At 70.1% G+C, this 19,235-nt stretch carries 12 protein-coding genes and 1 pseudogene; 9 read left to right on the top strand and 4 right to left on the bottom strand.

Annotated features, from left to right (window positions below; all coding sequences use genetic code 11):
- Positions 1-54: 54 nt before the first annotated feature.
- A complete protein-coding gene (locus EDD90_RS22380) occupies positions 55-1,674 on the top strand; it encodes a serine/threonine-protein kinase (RefSeq protein ID WP_123974742.1) in 1,620 nt (539 codons plus the stop codon).
- 28 nt (positions 1,675-1,702) lie between these two features.
- On the opposite strand, the gene EDD90_RS22375 is transcribed toward EDD90_RS22380, so the two are convergent.
- On the bottom strand, positions 1,703-3,598 hold the full coding sequence (locus EDD90_RS22375; RefSeq protein WP_123974741.1) for a glycosyltransferase family A protein: 1,896 nt from the start codon (positions 3,596-3,598) through the stop codon (positions 1,703-1,705).
- A gap of 423 nt (positions 3,599-4,021) precedes the next feature.
- Here EDD90_RS22375 and EDD90_RS57480 point away from each other — a divergent pair.
- From EDD90_RS57480 to EDD90_RS22345, 6 genes and pseudogenes are all read left to right on the top strand, one after another.
- A pseudogene (locus EDD90_RS57480) lies at positions 4,022-7,893 on the top strand (RHS repeat domain-containing protein); the annotation flags it as partial.
- 59 nt (positions 7,894-7,952) lie between these two features.
- The gene (locus EDD90_RS22365) at positions 7,953-8,144 is read left to right on the top strand and encodes a hypothetical protein (RefSeq protein ID WP_123974740.1); all 192 of its coding nucleotides are present in this window, start codon (positions 7,953-7,955) and stop codon (positions 8,142-8,144) included.
- A 124-nt stretch (positions 8,145-8,268) separates the two neighbouring features.
- Positions 8,269-8,745 (top strand): hypothetical protein, encoded by a 477-nt coding sequence (locus EDD90_RS22360; RefSeq protein ID WP_123974739.1) that lies wholly within the window; start codon positions 8,269-8,271, stop codon positions 8,743-8,745.
- 138 nt (positions 8,746-8,883) lie between these two features.
- A complete protein-coding gene (locus EDD90_RS22355) occupies positions 8,884-9,765 on the top strand; it encodes a serine/threonine-protein kinase (protein ID WP_123974738.1) in 882 nt (293 codons plus the stop codon).
- 135 nt (positions 9,766-9,900) lie between these two features.
- A complete protein-coding gene (locus EDD90_RS22350; RefSeq protein WP_123974737.1) occupies positions 9,901-11,529 on the top strand; it encodes a succinic semialdehyde dehydrogenase in 1,629 nt (542 codons plus the stop codon).
- A gap of 73 nt (positions 11,530-11,602) precedes the next feature.
- A complete protein-coding gene (locus EDD90_RS22345) occupies positions 11,603-13,387 on the top strand; it encodes a GMC family oxidoreductase N-terminal domain-containing protein (RefSeq protein WP_123974736.1) in 1,785 nt (594 codons plus the stop codon).
- Between the two features lie 147 nt (positions 13,388-13,534).
- Here the strand turns inward: EDD90_RS22345 and EDD90_RS22340 are convergent, their stop codons facing one another.
- Positions 13,535-14,554 (bottom strand): LAETG motif-containing sortase-dependent surface protein, encoded by a 1,020-nt coding sequence (locus EDD90_RS22340; protein WP_123974735.1) that lies wholly within the window; start codon positions 14,552-14,554, stop codon positions 13,535-13,537.
- Positions 14,555-14,782: 228 nt separating this feature from the next.
- On the opposite strand from EDD90_RS22340, the gene EDD90_RS22335 reads away from it, so the two are divergent.
- Positions 14,783-15,940: a hypothetical protein gene (locus EDD90_RS22335; protein WP_123974734.1), complete on the top strand. Its 1,158-nt coding sequence runs from the start codon at positions 14,783-14,785 to the stop codon at positions 15,938-15,940.
- Between the two features lie 608 nt (positions 15,941-16,548).
- Here the strand turns inward: EDD90_RS22335 and EDD90_RS22330 are convergent.
- On the bottom strand, positions 16,549-16,830 hold the full coding sequence (locus EDD90_RS22330; protein ID WP_123974733.1) for a chorismate mutase: 282 nt from the start codon (positions 16,828-16,830) through the stop codon (positions 16,549-16,551).
- A 284-nt stretch (positions 16,831-17,114) separates the two neighbouring features.
- Between EDD90_RS22330 and guaA the strand changes: the two genes are divergently transcribed.
- Positions 17,115-18,695, top strand: a complete 1,581-nt coding sequence (guaA, locus tag EDD90_RS22325; RefSeq protein ID WP_123974732.1) for a glutamine-hydrolyzing GMP synthase — start codon at positions 17,115-17,117, stop codon at positions 18,693-18,695.
- Between the two features lie 27 nt (positions 18,696-18,722).
- Here guaA and EDD90_RS22320 read toward each other — a convergent pair whose 3' ends face one another.
- Positions 18,723-19,229, bottom strand: coding sequence for a pyridoxamine 5'-phosphate oxidase family protein (locus EDD90_RS22320; protein WP_123974731.1), 507 nt, complete (start codon positions 19,227-19,229; stop codon positions 18,723-18,725).
- Positions 19,230-19,235 lie beyond the last annotated feature (6 nt).

Here is a 19,235-nt window from a genome sequence, read left to right as displayed (position 1 = left end):
ACTTGGCCGGTCACCGCGCCGGAAGGGGTCGGTCCGGTGCGGCATCATGGGGCCATGGGGACAGACGGGGACGCCGTACGGCTGGTCGCGGGGCGTTATCGCCTGGAAACGCGGCTCGGGCGGGGCGGGATGGGTGTCGTATGGCGGGCGACCGACCAGTTGCTGGGGCGGCAGGTCGCCGTCAAGGAGCTCGCCCTCGACGACTCCCGTTCGGACGACGAGGCCCGGCTGCGCCGCGACCGCACCCTGCGTGAGGCACAGGCGGTCGCGCAGCTTCACCACCCGCACATCATCGTCGTCCATGACGTCGTGGAGGACGGTGAACGGCCCTACATCGTCATGGAGTTGATCGACGGCGGTTCGCTCGCCGACCGGATCTCGCGGAGCGGGCCCGTGGACGTCGGCGAGGCCGCGCGCATCGGGATCGATCTGCTGAGCGCGCTGCGGACGGCGCACGAGGCGGGCGTGCTGCACCGGGACATCAAGCCGGCGAACGTGCTCGTCGAGGCCGGCACCGGGCGGGTCGTGCTCACCGACTTCGGTATCGCCCAGGTCGCCGGCGCCACCACGCTCACCGAGACCGGCTCCTTCGTCGGCTCACCCGAGTACACCGCGCCGGAGCGGATGTCCGGCTCCCGTTCCGGTCCGGCGTCCGATCTGTGGTCGCTGGGCGCTCTGCTGTGCGCGGCGCTCAGCGGCGAGTCGCCGTTCCGACGCGACTCGCTCGGCGGGATCCTGCACGCCGTGGTCTCCGACGAGATCCGGCCACCGGCCCAGGCGGAGCCGCTGCTGCCCGTCGTACGGGGGCTGCTGGAGCGGGATCCCGAACGGCGGCTGGGCGCGGCGGAGGCCGAGCGGATGCTGCGCGCGTTCCTGGAGACGGGGGCCGTGGCGGTCGCCACTTCGATGGGGAGCGTGGGCGTCGCGTCGTACACCCCCACCCAGCGGGACGTGCCGCGGCCCCCCGCTCCGGAGCCGCCCGCGCCGCCCCGTTACTCGCCCCGCGGCATGCTGGTCGCCGCGCTGCTGGTCGCCGCGATGGCGGGTGCGGGGGTGTCGGCGGCGGCGCTGCTGTTCAACGGGGGCGGGGGCGGCGGAACGCCGGGCCCCGGCGGTACGACGGCCGTCTCGGCATCGCATACGACGGCCACGGCCTCGACCCCGCCGCCGTCCTCCGCGCAGTCCACCGCCCGGACCTCCTCGCCCTCACCCCCGGCGACCAACTCCCACACCGTGCCCTCCGGTTACCGCCTCGCGCAGGACCCGGCCGGCTTCTCCCTCGCCGTACCGGAGGACTTCACCCGCGACCCGCAGGGCGAGCGCGTCTTCTACATGTCGCCGGGGCAGACCTTCCGGCTCGGCATCAAGGTCGCCGAGTCGCAGGTCGGCGGACCGGGGACGGTGATGCGCCGGGCGGCGGCCGAGGGGCCGAGCACCAACCCCGGCTACCACGACGGCCGGGTCACCGACACCACCCACGCCGGACACCCCGCCGCCTACTGGGAGTTCACCTGGAACGGCTTCAGCGCGTCCGAGGGACCCCGGCACACCTACGACCTCTGCTGGGAGGAGGGCGGACGGATGTACGACGTGTGGGTGTCGGCGCCGGTGGGGAAGGTGCGCGAGGCCCGGGAGTACTTCGACGTCGCGGTGGACACGTTCACAGCGGGCTGAGAGCCAGGGACAGATGCAGCTTGCGGCCCTACTGGGCGCGTTTCACCGCGTCCAGTAGACGGCGGGCGGGGCCGGGGCGATGGCCGGGGCCCTCCAGCCCTACCACGGCACCCTTGCGAACGACCGCGTAGGCCACCGGCGCCGGCGCCTTCGGGAGGGTGACCGGGTGCCGTCCCGACGGCAGCTCAAGGCGGGCCGGGAGGCGCAGGTGCGCCACTCCGCCCTCCGGGACCAGCTCGGCGTTCACCGTCAGTGCGGACACGGTGACCTTGACGGGCGCCGGGGCAGTGGACCCGGTCGCCGCCACATACGGCAACGGGAGTGTCCGCCTGCCACGGGCGGAGTTCGCGGCGGCGGCGTCGGCGGTGTCGGGACCGAGGCTGCGCAGACGGGGGCCCACATCGAGGGTGAGCTGAGCCCTGCCCGCCGTCCAGTACGGGAGGGCGAGCCGCCCGCCGGTCAGCGCCGGGCCCGCGGCGGGGGTGTTCGCGGGGCCGGCGCCCGTCATGCGGACCATACGGTCGATGCCCAGCAGGTGGACAAACGCCCACACCTCGTGCGGCCCGCGCTCCAGCGGGCGGCCGCCCGCCAGCCGCTCCGGATCCAGTCTCAGCCGCCCGGACGCGCCGAGCCGGGACCGTCCCTCCCCGAGTGGTTCCAGCCGTACCTCCAGGTCACCTTCCGGGTACCACCAGTCCTCCCGGTCCCGGTCCTTGACGACCAGTTCGGCGTAGGCGAGCCGGAACGGGTCACGGACCTCCCAGCCGTCCTCGGTCCCCGGCACTCCGCCCAGCAACTCCGGGTCGAGCCAGTGCTTCCCGTCCCGCTGGACGAGCACCAGGGGCTCGCCGTCCCCTCGCACCAGGTTCAGCCTGACGTCGACGACCAGACAGCCGTTCTCCCAACGCGGTTCGCCGAGTTCGCCACAGGCCTGTACCTCGCGGATGTGCTCCGCGAACGCGACCGCGCCGTCGAAGTCGCCGCGTTCGAGGAGTTCGGCCCGCAGACCGGACACCGCGGGCAGCCCCTCCCTTACGGCGGGCGGGAACTCCTCCAGGGCCACCTTCCGGGCAGCGTCGAAGCGGGGTCGCTGCTCGCCGGGGTCCTCGCGCAGAATCTCAGGCTCGCGGGCGCGGGAGAGGACCTCCACGTGGTAATAGCGGTGCAGCAGGCGGTTCTGGAGGGCATCAAGGTCGTCGGAAGGCGTGGTGCCCTCCTTGATCTGGCGGACGATGGTGCGCACGTTGGGCCAGAATCCGTGCCGCGGGTTGAAGCGGTGCTGGGTGTTGTTACCGCCGTCGTCCCGCTTCAGCCAGTAGTAGCAGGGGTAGTCGGCGAGGATCGAGATCCGTTCCGCTTTGAGGTAAGCGGCGCTGACGAAGAGTAGGTCCTCCATGATCCACGGACCCTCCGGAAACCGCAGACCGTGTTCTTCGACGAAAGCTCGCCGGAACATCTTGTGTGGCGACATGCTCTGCATCAGCTCGTCGTTCTCGATGGTGCAGGCGTCCACCGTATGCCGGAACACCCGCCGTGGCCGCACCATCGTGCTGGACATCTTGCCGAGCACCACATCGGAGTCGTTCTGCTTCGCGTGCTCGTAGAGCCGTTCCAGGGCCTCACTGCCGAGCTTGTCGTCGTGGTCGACGAACTGCACGTACTCGCCGTTCGCGTGCCGCATGCCGAGGTTGCGGGGAGCGCCGGGCCAGCCCGAGTTGGGCCGGGTGTGCACCTGGACGTTCGAGTGCGTGGCAGCGATCTTCTCTAGCCGGGACAGCGTGTCGTCCGTGGATCCGTCGTCGACGTAGATCACCTCGTACTCGTCGGCCGGCAGGCTCTGCCCCAGCAATGACGGTGCGCACTCGTCGACGTATCTGCCGGTGTTGTAGACGGGAACGATGACGCTGACCTTGATTCTCGGCATTCCCGGGACTTTACTCGCATTGCCAGGTCTCGGCGAACCGTTTGCAGAGTGAATGCGTCGATGTGGTGCGGAAATTCGATAGCCGAAACAAAGGGGTTCGGATATTCCGGTGCCCTGACGAGTGAGGCGGGGATCATTTGCGGATATGGGATTGCATCCCCTCGTGAACATATCACGACCCTCCTGGGTCCGTCATGTGAATATCCAGTGAAGTGCCGGTCGACCGCCTTGGTTCGAGGTATGGGTGGCGCACGCTTTGTGTCGATTTGGCACCCCGGAGTCTCTTCTTGTCCGTTGCGATACATAAGGCAAAGAAGGTCACGCTCTGTGTGGTTGCTGTGCGCATCCAGTTTCTGAATTGGTCTTGACGACCTTTATTTCGCTCGTGTTTAGTCTGTTCTTACGTCATTCATAGGCCGGTCTTACCGGCCCCCGCTGGAGCCCGTCCAGGACGACCTGCAGATGAAGCCGGGCGGCACCTGCGAGTACGGCGCCGCCACCGGGCACTACGTGACCGAGGCCCTGCGCGTCTCCGCCGTGATCCGGGACTACGACCACGGTGACACCGGTTCCAACTCCGAGACGCTCCAAGCCCAGTTCAAGGTCTGGTGGACCGACTCCGGCGGCAACACGGTCACGCACTACGCGACGACCGCGAAGAAGACCACGGTGGACTCCAGCTGGAGCGACCAGACCGGCGTGGCCACCTTCATCTACACCATCGGCAGCGACGTGTCGGGCGACGGCGAGGCCGGCTTCAGCATCCCCGCCAACACCACCGTCGCCTGGGCGGTCCGCGGCTACGACCAGCAGTCGTACGGCCCCTGGTCCACCGACGGCGACCAGACCCGCTGCGAGTTCATCTACGACACCAGCAAGCCCAAGTCGGCCGCGATCACCTCGGCCCAGTACCCGGACGACGAGGCCTGGCACACGGGAGTCGGCGACTACGGCGACTTCACCATGGACTCGCCGTCGACCGACGTCACCAAGTACACGTACTACTTCACCGGCCCGCAGGCCGACAGCGCCAAGAAGACGGTGAACGCCGAGTCCACCGGCGGACCGGCGACCGTCCGCTGGATGCCGCCGAGCGAAGGCACGTACACCCTGCACGTGACCGCGGTCGACGGCGCCGGCAACCCGCAGAAGGCGCCGACCGTGCACATCTTCCTCGTCAGCGACGGCCGCGCCCCGGCCGATGCCTGGACCGGTGAGGCCAAGGGCGCGACGAAGGCGGCCGGCGCCAATGGCACGCCCGACGCGACCGCCGGTTCCGGAGTGACCTTCGGCGCCGCGGGCCCGCTCGGCTCCATTGATACCGCCGCCGCCTTCGACGGCACCGAGAACGCCTACCTCGACTCGGGCACGGCCTCCGTCGACACCGGGAGGACCTTCTCGGTGAGCGCCAGGGTGATGCTGCCGACGCTGCCCACCCAGGACATGACCGTCGTCAGCGAGGACGGCACCGCCCAGCCCGGCTTCGAACTCGGCTACGACGTCGACACCGCCTCCTGGACCTTCCGCATCCCGGTCAGCGACATGGAGTCGCTGGGCACCTGGAAGGTCTCCGGCGCGGCGGCCGTCGCAGGCAGCTGGACGCACCCTGATCGGTGTCTACGACGCCGAGCTCGGCAAGATGATGCTGTACGTCAACGGCGTCCTCGTCGCCGACGACGTGCAGGCCCGGCACACCGTGTGGAGCGCCACCGGTGCCGTGCAGATCGGCCGCAAGCTCGACCTGGACGGCTACACCGCCAACCTCAAGGGCAGCGTCGCGGACGTCAAGCTGCACGACCGGGTCATCCCGCCCACCGAGGGCCAGGAACTCGGCGGCATCCAGCCGCACCAACTGGCCTACTGGCAGCTCGACGAGGCCATCAACGGCGTCTCCCCGCAGACCGGTGGCGGCACCGGCCTGACCCTAGGCGGCGGCGCGTCCATCTATGTACCGGACGAGTCCTGCGACCCCGAGGCCGACCCGGACTGCACCCCGCCAGCCGCGCCGCTGTGGGGCGACGGGCACCTGGCGCTCGACGGAGTCAGCGGATACGCCACCCGGGCCGCCGTCGGACCCCTCACCGCCCAGGACAGCTTCACCCTGACCGCCCGCGCCCGACTGGCGTCGGCGAGCCCGACGACGGACGAGACGGTGCTGTCGCTCATCAGCGCGAACAACACCGCGATCAAGGTCAAGTACTCGGCGGCCGACGCTCGCTGGCAGCTGGTGGTGACCGACGCGGACTCGTCCTCGCCGGTCACCGTCACCGAACTGGACAAGGGCGACGCCCCGAGCTCCGCGGGTGACGGCGACCACCTCGCCCTCGTCTACAACGCGGTCTTCGGCGACGTGCTCCTGTACGTCAACGGAGTCGCCGTCGTCGACGCCTCCTGGGACAACACCTGGGATTTCAGCACGATCAGCCTCCAGATCGGCCGTGCGCTGACCGGGACGACGGCCGGTGAGTACTTCTCCGGAGCCGTGGACGAGGTGCGCATGTACCAGGGTCCGCTGGACGCCTCGCTGGTCGCTGGTCGCCGGGCTGCCGGGCGGTTCCAGCATCGACGTCTACGACGGCCTGCAGCGCCCGACCGGTCTCAAAACCTCCCTGGGCGGCCTGAGTTACGTCACGGACGCGTCGTACTCCCCGACGTCGAACCTGAAGCAGCTGGAGCTGTACACGGGTGAGTCGACGGCGAAGAAGACGTGGATCGACAACAACTACGAGGCGGGCACGGACCGGCTGACCAACTCGTCGGTGCGGGTCGAGGGCGCGTCGAGCATCGCCTACGACGCGAACTACGACGACGATGACGCCGGTGACATCCTCTCCATCGCCGACACCCCGGGCGGCGGCACGAGCGACATCCAGTGCTTCTCGTACGACGGCCTGGGCCGCGTCTCGTCCGCATGGACGTCGTCGGTCGCGTCGAACGACGCGAAGGGCACGGGTTCGACGGACGCGTCCTGCGCGTCGGGAGCGTCGGCGTCGACGGTCGGGGGAGTCTCCCCCTACTGGACGGACTGCGGCTACGACACGATCGGCAACCGCACGAGCGAGGTGCGTCACGGCCTGAACGGCGCCGCGACCTCGTCCCGGACGTACAAGTACGGCGAGACGGGCTCCGGCCCGAACGGCTCCGCCTCCGGCGCCCGCACCGTCTCGTCGGTGACCGAGAAGACGGAGGCGACCAGCACCACCCCCGCCGTCACCTCGCAGAACTCCTACACCTACGACGCGTCGGGCAACACCAAGACCCGCGTCGTCGACGGCGACACCCAGTCGCTGACCTGGGACAAGCAGGGCGAGCTGACGACGGTCACGAACGCCGACAGCGCGGTGACGACGTACAAGTACGACGCCTCGGGCTCCCGCATCCTCCGGGACACGCCGACGGAGAAGACGTTCTACCTCCCCGGCACCGAACTCCACTACGACAAGTCCACGGCCAAGGTCACGGCGACCCGCTACTACACCTTCGCCGGCACCACGGTCGCCATGCGCGAGGCGGACGGCGTCCACTTCCTCGCCTCGGACAACCAGGGCACGGCGCAGCTGTCGGTCGACGCGAAGACGGGTGCCACGACCCGCCGCCGCATGGACGCCTTCGGCAACACCCGCGACGACTCCACGTCCTCCTCCACGGGCTGGGTGAACGACAAGGGCTTCGTCGGCGGCACCGTCCAGGAGTCCACGGGGCTGACGACGCTCGGCGCCCGCGAGTACGACTCCGACGCCGGCCGCTTCATCTCGGCGGACCCGGTGGTGGACTACACGGACCCGCAGCAGATCAACGGCTACGCCTACGCCAACAACAGCCCGATCTCGCACAACGACGCCTCGGGTCTCCGCCTCGCCGACTGCGTCGGCGGCTGGAACGAGTGCGGCCCCGGCCCGTCCACCCACCGCGGCGCGGTCGACACCCGGGACGGCAGCGGCTCGAACAGCGCTGCCACGACCACGTACACGCCGGCCCAGGCGAAGGCGGACGACGCCAGAGCGAAGGAGGACTCCGCCAAGCAGCGCGCGATCGCGATCGCCAAGGAACTCGGCAAGATCGCGATGGACGAGCTGGGCATCACCGACGCCCTGGACTGCTTCACCACGGGCAACCTGGGCGCCTGCGGCAACACGGCCCTGAACGTGGTCGGTTCGTTCCTCGGCGGCGGCCCGCTGGCCAAGAAATACCTCTTCCGCCGGGACAAGGCAGCAGCCCTCGGAAAGCGCATCTACGGCCTGGGCAAGGACCTGCTGAAGTCCTTCAAGGACTGGCGGAAGAACTCCAAGATGGCCCTGTCCCATGAGGAGGCGGCCGCAAAAGCCGACAATGCGCTCAATCCAAACTGGACGACATGCCTGCCACGATGAGCCGTTCGAAGATCCGGCAATACGCGATGGGATCGGCAGCGGTGGACAGACGGACCGGAAAGGTGGCGGTCGGTCTCAAGAAGACCGGTGCCGGTGAGTTCTGCGCGGAGGATGTCTGTCGGGCCGAACTGGTGAAGCAGGGTGCGAATCCGTCCCCAGCGGCCGCTGAAGCGTGAACCCGCACCGGTGTGTCCTCGCTGTGAGAGCCGCACTTCGCGCGGGCAGTTCGCCCCGGGCACGGACGTGGGAGCGCTCACCTGCCAGACCCTCCCGGGAGAGCGGATTCCCGGATGCCTGGAGTTGCTGCTGGACGAGGACAGCGGTGAGCGACAGCGCGCCTACGGGGTTCTGTACTGCGAGGTCGCGAACCAGGGACAGTTGTACTCCGCGGCGGCAGCCTGCGTCGATGTACTGGTCGAGCGTCTGGAGAGGCGTGAACGTCTCCCCGCTGAGGCGGTGAGTCTTCTGGAGGCAGTCCTGAACGGTCGCGCAGCCGGGCTCTCCGTGGTGCTGGACGGGGCGGACACGGATGTCGCTCAGTATGTGCGTCGGCGAATCCTGGACGGTGTGCCGACGCTGATCCGCCACGCGGAGGACGAAAGTCTCAACTGGTTCAAGGAGTTCTGTTTCCTCGTGCCGCAACTGGCCGGCTCTTCCGCCGAGGTCGTCGACTACCTCAGGCGCTCGGCGGACCACCTCGACGGTGAGCGGCAGGCACTCTGCCGTGAGGCGCTTGAAGAGGTCGAAGAGGTCGCACAGGAAGGACATATGCCGTAGCTCCCTGACTGTCCTACCGCGCCTGGGAGGCGTGTTCGTGCGACGATCGGGGCCCCTTCCGCAGGGAGGGGCCCCGACCCGTGTGCCTCTGACCGCGCCGCTTCGACAAGGGCATGGTGCGCACGGTACTCATGTGGCATGAGCGAAGACGGCGAACAGCCGGTCGAGGGACGTCTGATCGGCGGGCGTTACCGGCTCGCCCAGCGCATCGGCTCCGGGCCGGCCGGCACCGTGTGGCGCGCCCGCGACGAACAGGACGGACGGGACGTCGCCGTCAAGGAGCCCCGGCTGTCCGGTGCCGCGGACGACGAGGAACGGCAGCGCGCCGCACACCGGTTGCTGCACGAGGCCCGAGCCGCGGCCCGCGTCGACCACCCGGCCGCCGTCGCCATCCACGACGTACTCCTGGACGACGAACTGCCCTGGATCGTGATGGAGTGGGTGGAGGGGGAGTCGCTGCACTCCGCCCTCGCCGCCCGTGGGCCGTTGCCGGCTCCCGAGGCCGCCCGGGTCGGGCTCGCCGTCCTCGGGGCCCTGCACGCCGCCCACCGCGTCGGGATCGTGCACCGTGACCTCAAGCCGTCTAACGTCCTCATCGAGGCGGACGGCGAACGCGTCGTCGTCACCGACGTCGGTATCGGCGGGGGTCTGCAGGGGCGGAGCGACGGCGACTTCGTCGCTCCCGAGTGCGCCGAGGGGCGCTGTGCCGGGCCCGCCTCCGATCTGTGGTCCCTCGGTGCCCTGCTCCGCGTGGCCACCGGCAGTACGGAGGGCGCCCTCGGGCCGCTGCTCGCACAACTCCTCGCCCCCGATCCCGAGACACGGCCGACCGCCGCCGACGCCGCCGGGGCGCTGGCCGAGGCCGCCGGAGTGGGGCTTCCGGCCTGGGTGACCGAACCCCCGGCGCCGGCCCCGGTCCGCACCCCGGTGCCGCCGCCCCCGACGGCTCCGGAAACCCGCCGCCTCACCCCTCTCACCGCCCTCGGCCTCCTGCTCGCCAAAAAACCGGAACGCGGCTGACCGGCGCTGATCGTCCCGTCCAACGCCCTGATCAGGACATTCTCTGCCAGTGATCACTGGCGGTGTGTGCGCAACCCGTGAAACCGGGTTACCCACGGGTACCCAAAGGCCCCGCTCCCGAATACCCTGCGGCTCATGACGGACTCGCAGGCCCCGGAGAAGACCGGTACGGACACGACCGGCACCAACCCCCTCGCCCCCGCCCCCGCCGGGGCACGAACGGCCGCCGACGTGGTCACGCCCGAGCTGGTCGCCCAGCTCACCAAGGGCGTCGTCGGCTCCGGCCGTACGGCCAACCACACGCCCTTCACCGGCGAGAAGCTGGCGGACCTGCCCGAGTCCACCCCGGAGGACGTGGCCAAGGCCTATGACGCGGCCCGCGCCGCCCAGGCCGTGTGGGCGAAGGTGCCGGTACGGCAGCGCGCCGCCGTACTGCTCCGCTTCCACGACCTGATCCTGGCCCGCCAGGCCGAGGTCCTCGACCTCATCCAGCTGGAGACCGGCAAGGCCCGTCTGCACGCCCACGAAGAGGTGCAGGCCGTCGCCGTGGCCTCCCGCCACTACGGCCGCAAGGCCCCCGCCTACCTCCGCCCCAAGCGGCACGCGGGCGCCATGCCGACCCTCACCAAGGTCACCGAACTGCGCCATCCGCGCGGGGTCGTCGGCCAGATCGCCCCCTGGAACTACCCCCTCGAACTCTCCGTCGGCGACGCGCTCCCCGCCTTCGTCGCGGGCAACGCGGTCGTCATGAAGCCGGACACGGAGACCTGCCTGACCGCCCTGTGGGCGCGTGACCTGCTGATCGAGGCGGGGCTCCCCGCCGATGTCTTCCAGGTCGTCATCGGGGACGGTCCGGTCGTCGGGCCCGAGGTCGTCCGGCACGCCGACTACGTCTCCTTCACCGGCTCCACCCGCACCGGCCGCGAGGTCGCGCAGGGCGCGGCCGCCCGCCTGGTCGGCGTCTCCCTCGAACTCGGCGGCAAGAACGCCATGCTGGTCCTGGACGACGCCGACATAGAGAAGGCGGCCGCCGGCGCGGTCCGCGCCTGCTTCTCCTCGGCCGGACAGCTCTGCATCTCCATCGAACGGCTGTACGTCCACGAGTCCGTCGCCGACGCCTTCGTCGAGCGCTTCGCCGCCCGCACCAAGGCCATGCGGCTCGGCAAGTCCCTCGCCTACGGCGCCGACATGGGATCCCTGGTCGGCGAACGGCAGCTGGAGACTGTGACCCGGCATGTGACGGAGGCCGTCGAGAAGGGCGCGACCGTCGTCGCCGGCGGCACCGCCCGCCCCGACATCGGCCCCTACTTCTACGAGCCCACCATCCTCGACGGCGTCGAGGACGCGATGGCCGTCTGCACGGAGGAGACCTTCGGCCCGGTCGTCTCCATCTACCGCTTCAAGACGGAGGAGGAGGCCATCGAGCACGCCAACGGCACGCCGTACGGCCTCAACTCGTCCGTCTGGACGAAGAACGGCAGCCGCGGCCGCGCCGTCGCCGCCCGCCTGCGCACCGGCACGGTCAACGTCAACGAGGGCTACGCCCCCGCCTACGGCAGCGTCCAGTCCCCGATGGGCGGCATGAAGGACTCGGGCCTGGGCCGCCGGCACGGCTCGGAGGGGATCCTCAAGTACACGGAGGCGCAGACGGTCGCCCAGCAGCGGCTGCTGCCGATGGCCCCCTCACTGGGCATGGACGACGAGAAGTACGCCCAGTTCATGAGCACGAGCCTGAAGGTGATGAAGGCACTGAGGCTGCGCTGACTTGCTCAGGGGCGCGGGGGACTGCGCGATCGACCAGAGACGGCCCGCACGCGAAACTCAACGAGGAGCACCCGTGCCCCAGGACACCTACGATTACGACGTCATAGTCGTCGGCTCAGGATTCGGCGGCTCTGTGACGGCCCTTCGTCTCACGGAGAAGGGCTACCGCGTCGGTGTCCTGGAAGCCGGCCGCCGCTTCACCCGCGCATCTCTCCCCAAGAACTCCTGGGACATCAAGAACTACCTCTGGGCCCCGCAGCTCGGCTGCTACGGCATCCAGCGCATCCATCTCCTCGGCAATGTCATGGTCCTGGCCGGCGCGGGCGTGGGCGGTGGCTCGCTGAACTACGCGAACACCCTCTACGTCCCGCCGAAGCCGTTCTTCGACGACCCCCAGTGGCGTGACATCACGGACTGGCAGGAGGAGCTGAAGCCGTACTACGACCAGGCGCAGCGCATGCTCGGCGTACGGCTCAACCCGACGATGACCCCCTCCGACGTCCATCTGAAGGCGGCGGCGGAGAAGCTCGGCGTCGGCGACACCTTCCATCTCGCCCCGGTCGGCGTCTTCTTCGGCGACGGCAAGGACGCCGAAGCGGACGGCGGGTCGAAGGCGGTGCCCGGCGACCAGGTCGCCGACCCCTACTTCGGCGGTGCCGGCCCCGCCCGCAACGCCTGCACCGAGTGCGGCGAGTGCATGACCGGCTGCCGGCACGGCGCGAAGAACACCCTCAACGAGAACTACCTCCACCTCGCCGAGCAGGCGGGCGCGGAGGTGCACCCCATGACGACGGTCGTGTCCGTCACCGACGACTCCCAGGGCGGCTACGCGGTCGCGACCCTTCCCACCGACGACAGGAAGAAGGCGAAGGGCCGGACCTTCAAGGCGCGCCGGGTCGTCATCGCGGCCGGCACGTACGGCACCCAGACCCTCCTGCACCGTATGAAGGCGGGCGGCCAGCTTCCGTACCTCTCGGACCGGCTGGGCGACCTCACCCGTACCAACTCGGAGGCCCTGGTCGGCGCCCAGACCGACGACCGCCGCTACCGCAGGGCGCACGGCACCCCGAAGGCCGACTTCACCAAGGGTGTCGCGATCACGTCCTCGATCCACCCGGACGAGAACACGCACATCGAGCCGGTCCGCTACGGCAAGGGCTCCAACGCGATGGGCGGGCTGTCGATCCTCCAGGTGCCGTACGCGGAGGGCTCCTCCCGTGTCCTCGGCTGGGTGGCGAACGCGGCCCGGCACCCGCTCCTCGTCCTGCGCTCGCTCTCCAACCGGCGCTGGTCGGAGCGGACCATCATCGGCCTGGTGATGCAGTCGCTGGACAACTCCCTGACGACGTACCTGAAACCGGACGGCGTCGGCAAGGGGCTGCTCACCGCCCGGCAGGGCCACGGCGCCCCCAACCCCAAGCAGATCAAGGCGGCCTCGGAGGCGGCCACCGTGCTCGCCGCCGAGATCAACGGCTTCGCCGGCAGCAACGTCGGGGAGCTGATGGGCACCCCGCTCACCGCCCACTTCCTCGGCGGCTGCCCGATCGGCGACTCCCGGGAGAGCGGGGTCATCGACCCGTACCACCGGCTGTACGGCCACCCGGGGATCTCGGTCGTCGACGGCGCCGCCGTCTCGGCGAACCTCGGTGTGAACCCGTCGCTCACCATCACGGCACAGGCCGAGCGCGCGATGTCGTACTGGCCCAACAAGGGCGAGCCGGACCCGCGTCCGCAGCAGGGCGAGGCGTACCAGAGGCTCGCGCCGGTCGAGCCGCACAGCCCGGCGGTCCCGTCGGACGCCTTCGGCGCGCTGCGGCTGCCGTTCCTGGGCATCCCGGCCGTACCGCCGAAGAAGTAGCCGCACGGCGAAAACCGAAGAAGTAGCCGCACGGCGAAAGCCGAAGAAGCAGCCGTGCAGCGAAAAGGGACCTGAGCCCCCCTCCGAGCCCAGGTCCCTCTTCATCGGTGCGCGACCGCCGTCCTGCGACGGCCGACGCGACCTTGCCTATGAGTCCGCGCCGGTCTTCCGGCGGCGGACGACGAACACCGCGGCCGCACCGGCCACCACGGCGACCCCGCCGACGAGGCCGATGACCGGGAGCGCCGAGCTGGAGCCGGTCTCCGCGAGGTTGCCGGTCGGCAGGTCGGAGACGTTGCCCTGCGGCTTCTTCACGGAGTCCTTGCCGCCGTCGTCGCTCGGCGTGGCGGTGCCCGGGTCCGGGTTGGACGAGCCGGCCTTGAGGACCGCGAAGTCGTACTGGGCCCAGCCCTCGGCGATGCAGTCCTGGCCGTCGACCTTGTCGAGGTAGGCGCCGGAACCGAAGGAGTAGGCGTCACCGGCGGGCGCCTTGGCGTCGATGGAGACGCGCAGGTCGACCGACTTGCTCGCGCCCGACTTCAGCTTCGGCACGTAGAAGAAGTAGTCGCCGGCCCAGTCGTCGCTGCCGATCCGGTCCCAGGACCCGGTGTCGGGGTTCTTGAACTCCAGGTCGACATACGGGCTGAGGTACTTCGACTCGTCGAGCTGGTAGTTCTCGATCTCGGCGTAGAAGGCGACGCCGTCGACGTCGGCCTTCGACTCGTTCGTCACGACCAGCTTGAAGCCGTGGAAACCGTCGCCCGCGACGATCTTGCCGGGCAGGCCCTTGATGTCGGCGGACACCTTGGCGTTGCCGAAGTCCTCGTCGAGGTCCTCGCAGTAGGGGACGTCCGGGTCGGACGGGTCCTCACTGGGCTCCGCCGACTCGGACGGCTCGGCCGAAGCGGACGCGCTGGCGCTCGCGCTGTCGCTGGGCGACGCGGAGGACGACGCGGACGCCGACGTGCTGTCGCTGGGCGAGGCGGAGTCGGAAGCGGAGTCCGACGGGGAGGGCGACGCCGTGTCGCTGGGTATCTCGCTCGGCGCGGTCTCGGAGGCCGACGGCGACGCCGGGTCCTCCGCGAACGCGGCCGGTGCGGACAGCAGGGCGACCGGTGCGATGGCGGCCGTGACGGCCGCCGCGGCCATGGCGCGACGAAGCTTCATGAGGACCCCCGTGGATCAGGCGCGGCAGGCGGATGTAACCGCTGGTTCCGCTGATGTGACCGGCGAATCCTGTGAATGGTTGCCTCCGTATTCACAGAATTCTTATGTGAGCTGGGTCACTCGATCGGCGGGGGGTCTCGGAAGCGGGCCGATTGCGGAATTCGGGTGCGGCCACAGCTGATTCCAAGGCTATTCTCGCCCCGTCGAACGGCCGAACGAGAGAGTGTCATGTCTGACAGACGGTCCGAGCAGTCGTCGGGGGACGAACCGTCGTCGTCCTCCATATCCGACGAGGTGTGGCAGCAGTTCCTCAGCGACAGCGAGCGGGACATCCGCAAGTCCGCCCCCAAGGAGCCCTCCGCGCGGGCCCGTGAGGTCACCCAGCGGCTGAGGAACCAGAAGGGAGAGCCCGAGGGGTGGCGGACCGGGCCCGCCTGGCAGGAGATGAACGGGCGGGCGGCCCGCCGGCGCAAGGCATGGGCGGTCATCGGCGTCCCGCTGGCGATCGCCGTCGCCGTCGTGGCGATGCGGCCGTCGCTGATCCCCGGCGATCCCTTCGGTTCTTCCTCCGGTTCGTCCGCCGGCACGGGCAGCGCCACCTCGCCGCTGCCCGACGAGACCGCCGCCCCGACCGCCCCGCCCTCGGCGGTCGCCGCCGACACCCCCACCCTCGCCCACCCGTTCGCGGGCTCCCCGGCGCTGCGCTGGGCCGACGGAGCGGCCGGCATCGCGCTGCCGAAGGCCACCGCGCTCGGCGCGATCCCGAAGGACCGCGTCGAACTGGCCCTCCAGCAGACGAAGAAGCTGCTCGTCGACGCCAACCTGAACCCCGACGTCGTGGCCGGCGGCCGCCCGGAGGCCGCCCTCTCGGTGCTCGACCCCAAGCAGCCCCACGTGCTCGACGATCTCGACTCCTCGCTGCGCAGCCCCAGTAAGACCCGCGACCCGCTGTTCCTCTTCAGCCGCTTCGACCCGAAGGACGTGAAGCTCGCCGGGAAGGTCATCAAGACCCGGGGCCGGATCACCTTCGCGAAGGGCAAGTTCGAGGGGGTCGCCGTGCATGCCGACTACACCTTCGTCTACCCGGTCGTGCGCGCCGACGGCTCCACCGAGGTGACCCGCACCATCGTGCGCCGCGTCATCGACGTCGAACTCCCCGACCCCACGCGCTACCAGGTCACCCCCGGCCGTCTGACCCTGCTGCGCTACGACGAGGACGCCGGCAATTCGGCCTGCGACATCGACGACGGCTATCTGCACCCGCAGTTCCCGTCCCAGGCGCCGACGGGCAGCGCCGCCCCGACCGGTCCCTCGATCGACCCGTACGACCGCAGCCGCCAGCTCGGCAAGGGGCCGCAGGGATGCGGCACGGTGAGCCGCACGTAACTCCGCGTCGTGTGCGCGGACAGGCGAAGGGCCCCGCGGGACGGAGCCGCGGGGCCCTTCTTTCGTCAGCACCGACGTCAGGGCAGCGCCGGTGCCTGGAAGCGGCGCCGGGGGGTTGCGCCGCTGGTTTCTGTGCCGCGTACCACCGTCCGTGCCCTGGGTCGGCGCCCCGGCGCACTCGGGGCGTACGGCAGGTCTCGACCTTTGGCGGACGGTCGGCATACGGCAATACCGTTGCCTGAACTGGGACTTGGGAGCTGTGAAGGCCCTGGGGGCCTTCTATGCATCGTGCTGGATGTACGCGGCCTCCGCAACCGTTTGACCCAGCCCTTGTGCATTTTTGCAATTTTCCGCCGGTCGGCCCCGGGCGTCCCCGGAGCCGGCCGTCTCTTGGGCGACCGGGCTGCTGTCCCCTGCCGTCCGGTCACTTGACTGGGGCGAGGTCCCACGACGTACGGCACGTTCCGTACGTCTCATCGCCCCAGTGAGCCACGCGTGGTTCTTCGGGCCCGCCCCTGGCTGACACGGACACCCCACCAACGAAGCGGTTCGCGTGCCGGTCACGCGCCGTACGGGTGAGAGCCGAGCCGAACTCAGATCCGTCCGACTCAGATACGACCCCGGGACAGCTCCAGGAGGGTCATCGCGAGGGCGGTGCCGGGCTTGCCGAGGGCCTCGCTGTAGTGGCCGAGGATCTCCATCTCGCGGGACAGGTTCACGCGTCGGCCGCCGGAGGCGATCCGGGCCTCCTGGACGACGGCGGAGACGGCGACCCGCTCCTGGATCAGACCGATGATCCGGTCGTCGAGCGCGTCGATGCGCTCCCGCGCACCGGTGATCACATCGGCGGCCTCGGGGGTACGGGCACCGGTCACGTCGATCGCGTTCATGGGGTCTCCTCGTCGGAAGGGAGGCAGGCCCCGGACCGGCACGATCCGGAGAAACACCAGGCGCCCCGGACCTTGTCGGCCCGGGGCGCCTGGGGAAGTCGCTTGTCAGTTGCTCAAGCAGCACGACCATGGCAGCCGGTGGGCCGGTTGCCATAGGTAAAGAGGAAGGCGGCGTGCGTGAGCATGGTGCCGAGTATGCCACACCCCGTCACGGAGGTGCCCCGCGTCCACCCCGTTAGAATCGGTAATCAGAGACCCCCGCCCAAACCGCCGGAAGGCACCCCGTGTCATCAGCGACTCCCGCTGCCGCCACCCCCGACACCGTCCTGGTCGTCGACTTCGGCGCGCAGTACGCCCAGCTCATCGCCCGCCGCGTCCGCGAGGCCCGGGTCTACAGCGAGATCGTGCCCAGCACCATGCCGGTCGCCGAGATGCTCGCCAAGAACCCGGCGGCGATCATCCTCTCCGGCGGCCCCTCGTCCGTGTACGAGGAGGGTGCCCCCCGCCTGGACCGCGAGCTCTTCGAGGCCGGCGTCCCCGTCTTCGGCATGTGCTACGGCTTCCAGCTGATGGCGCAGGTCCTCGGCGGCACCGTCGACAACACCGGCGCCCGCGAGTACGGCCGTACCGACCTGCACGTCTCCAAGTCGGCGTCCACCCTCTTCGAGGGCACCCCCGCCGAGCAGCACGTGTGGATGTCGCACGGCGACGCCTGCTCCGCCGCCCCCGAGGGCTTCGCCGTCACCGCGTCCACGGACGTCGTCCCGGTCGCCGCCTTCGAGAACGACGAGAAGAAGCTCTACGGAGTCCAGTACCACCCCGAGGTCATGCACTCCACGCACGGCCAGCAGGTCCTGGAGCACTTCCTCTACCGGGGCGCGGGCCTCACCCCGTCCTGGACGACCGGCAACGTCATCGAGGAGCAGGTCGCGGCGATCCGCGAGCAGGTCGGCGACAAGCGCGCGATCTGCGGTCTGTCCGGCGGCGTCGACTCCGCGGTGGCCGCGGCCCTCGTCGCACGCGCCATCGGCGACCAGCTGACCTGCGTGTACGTCGACCACGGTCTGATGCGCAAGGGCGAGACCGAGCAGGTCGAGAAGGACTTCGTGGCCGCGACCGGCGTCAGGCTGGTCGTGGTCGACGCCGAGGCCCGCTTCCTCGACGCGCTGGCCGGCGTCTCCGACCCGGAGCAGAAGCGGAAGATCATCGGCCGCGAGTTCATCCGGGTCTTCGAGCAGGCCCAGGCCGAGATCATCGCCGACGCGGGCCCGGCCGTGGAGTTCCTGGTCCAGGGCACCCTCTACCCGGACGTCGTCGAGTCCGGCGGCGGCACCGGCACCGCGAACATCAAGTCGCACCACAACGTCGGCGGCCTGCCGGAAGACCTCGAATTCAAGCTGATCGAGCCGCTCCGCAAGCTGTTCAAGGACGAGGTCCGGATGGTCGGCCAGGAGCTCGGCCTGCCGGAGGAGATCGTCCAGCGCCAGCCGTTCCCCGGTCCGGGGCTCGGTATCCGGATCGTCGGCGAGGTGACGAAGGAGCGTCTCGACCTCCTCCGCGACGCCGACGCGATCGCCCGCGAGGAGCTCACCGCGGCCGGCCTCGACCGCTCCATCTGGCAGTGCCCGGTGGTCCTGCTCGCGGACGTCCGCAGCGTCGGCGTCCAGGGCGACGGCCGTACCTACGGCCACCCGATCGTGCTGCGCCCGGTCTCCTCCGAGGACGCCATGACGGCCGACTGGTCCCGGCTGCCGTACGACGTCCTCGCGAAGATCTCCACCCGGATCACCAACGAGGTCCGTGACGTCAACCGCGTCGTCCTCGACGTCACCTCGAAGCCGCCGGGCACCATCGAGTGGGAGTAGGCCCCTGGCCGCCGCGGTCTCCGGGGCTCAGGTGCGCCTGACCGTGCGCACCGGCTCACCTGGCCGCCAGGCCTCGACGACCAGGTATGTGTCGTCCTCGACGTAGGTCCGTACGACCTCCGTCAGCTCGGTACGGAAGAGGTGGAACGGCCCCTCGGGCGGTTTCACCTCTTCCGCGTACGACCCCTTCACCGCCGCGTCCACGACCTCGTACGCCCGTCCCGAGATCCTCACGTCCCCGCCGCCCATGCCGGTGCCGTCCCCGGGATTGACCTGGAGCGCGAACCGGGGGTCCCGCAGCAGGTCCAGCGCCTTCATCGAGTCCGGCATCATGCCGAACCGGAGCTCGCCGTTCAGGAACTGGACCTCCAGGCCCGAGGTGCGGGGGGAGCCGTCTCTGCGGAGCGTGGCCAGGATGTGGTGGGGCTGGGTGGCGAAGCGTGCCTCGACGGTCCTCGCGAAGCCGGGCGCGGCGGCGGCGAAGGCCGCCCAGTTGGCACGGGCTGTTCCGGTCGTACGGGTTGTGCGAGTCATACGAGC

Origin of the sequence: Streptomyces sp. Ag109_O5-1 (genome assembly GCF_003814875.1) — a bacterium.
Classification (GTDB): domain Bacteria; phylum Actinomycetota; class Actinomycetes; order Streptomycetales; family Streptomycetaceae; genus Streptomyces; species Streptomyces sasae.
This window is presented reverse-complemented; position numbering and strand designations above follow the sequence as displayed.

Coding starts and splice junctions, on each gene's coding strand:
- EDD90_RS22330 (WP_123974733.1), bottom strand. CDS start 16,830: ATGAACGCGATCGACGTGACCGGTGCCCGTACCCCCGAGGCCGCCGAT.
- EDD90_RS22350 (WP_123974737.1), top strand. CDS start 9,901: ATGACGGACTCGCAGGCCCCGGAGAAGACCGGTACGGACACGACCGGC.
- EDD90_RS22365 (WP_123974740.1), top strand. CDS start 7,953: ATGCCTGCCACGATGAGCCGTTCGAAGATCCGGCAATACGCGATGGGA.
- EDD90_RS22380 (WP_123974742.1), top strand. CDS start 55: ATGGGGACAGACGGGGACGCCGTACGGCTGGTCGCGGGGCGTTATCGC.
- EDD90_RS22320 (WP_123974731.1), bottom strand. CDS start 19,229: ATGACTCGCACAACCCGTACGACCGGAACAGCCCGTGCCAACTGGGCG.
- EDD90_RS22375 (WP_123974741.1), bottom strand. CDS start 3,598: ATGCCGAGAATCAAGGTCAGCGTCATCGTTCCCGTCTACAACACCGGC.
- EDD90_RS22335 (WP_123974734.1), top strand. CDS start 14,783: ATGTCTGACAGACGGTCCGAGCAGTCGTCGGGGGACGAACCGTCGTCG.
- EDD90_RS22355 (WP_123974738.1), top strand. CDS start 8,884: ATGAGCGAAGACGGCGAACAGCCGGTCGAGGGACGTCTGATCGGCGGG.
- EDD90_RS22340 (WP_123974735.1), bottom strand. CDS start 14,554: ATGAAGCTTCGTCGCGCCATGGCCGCGGCGGCCGTCACGGCCGCCATC.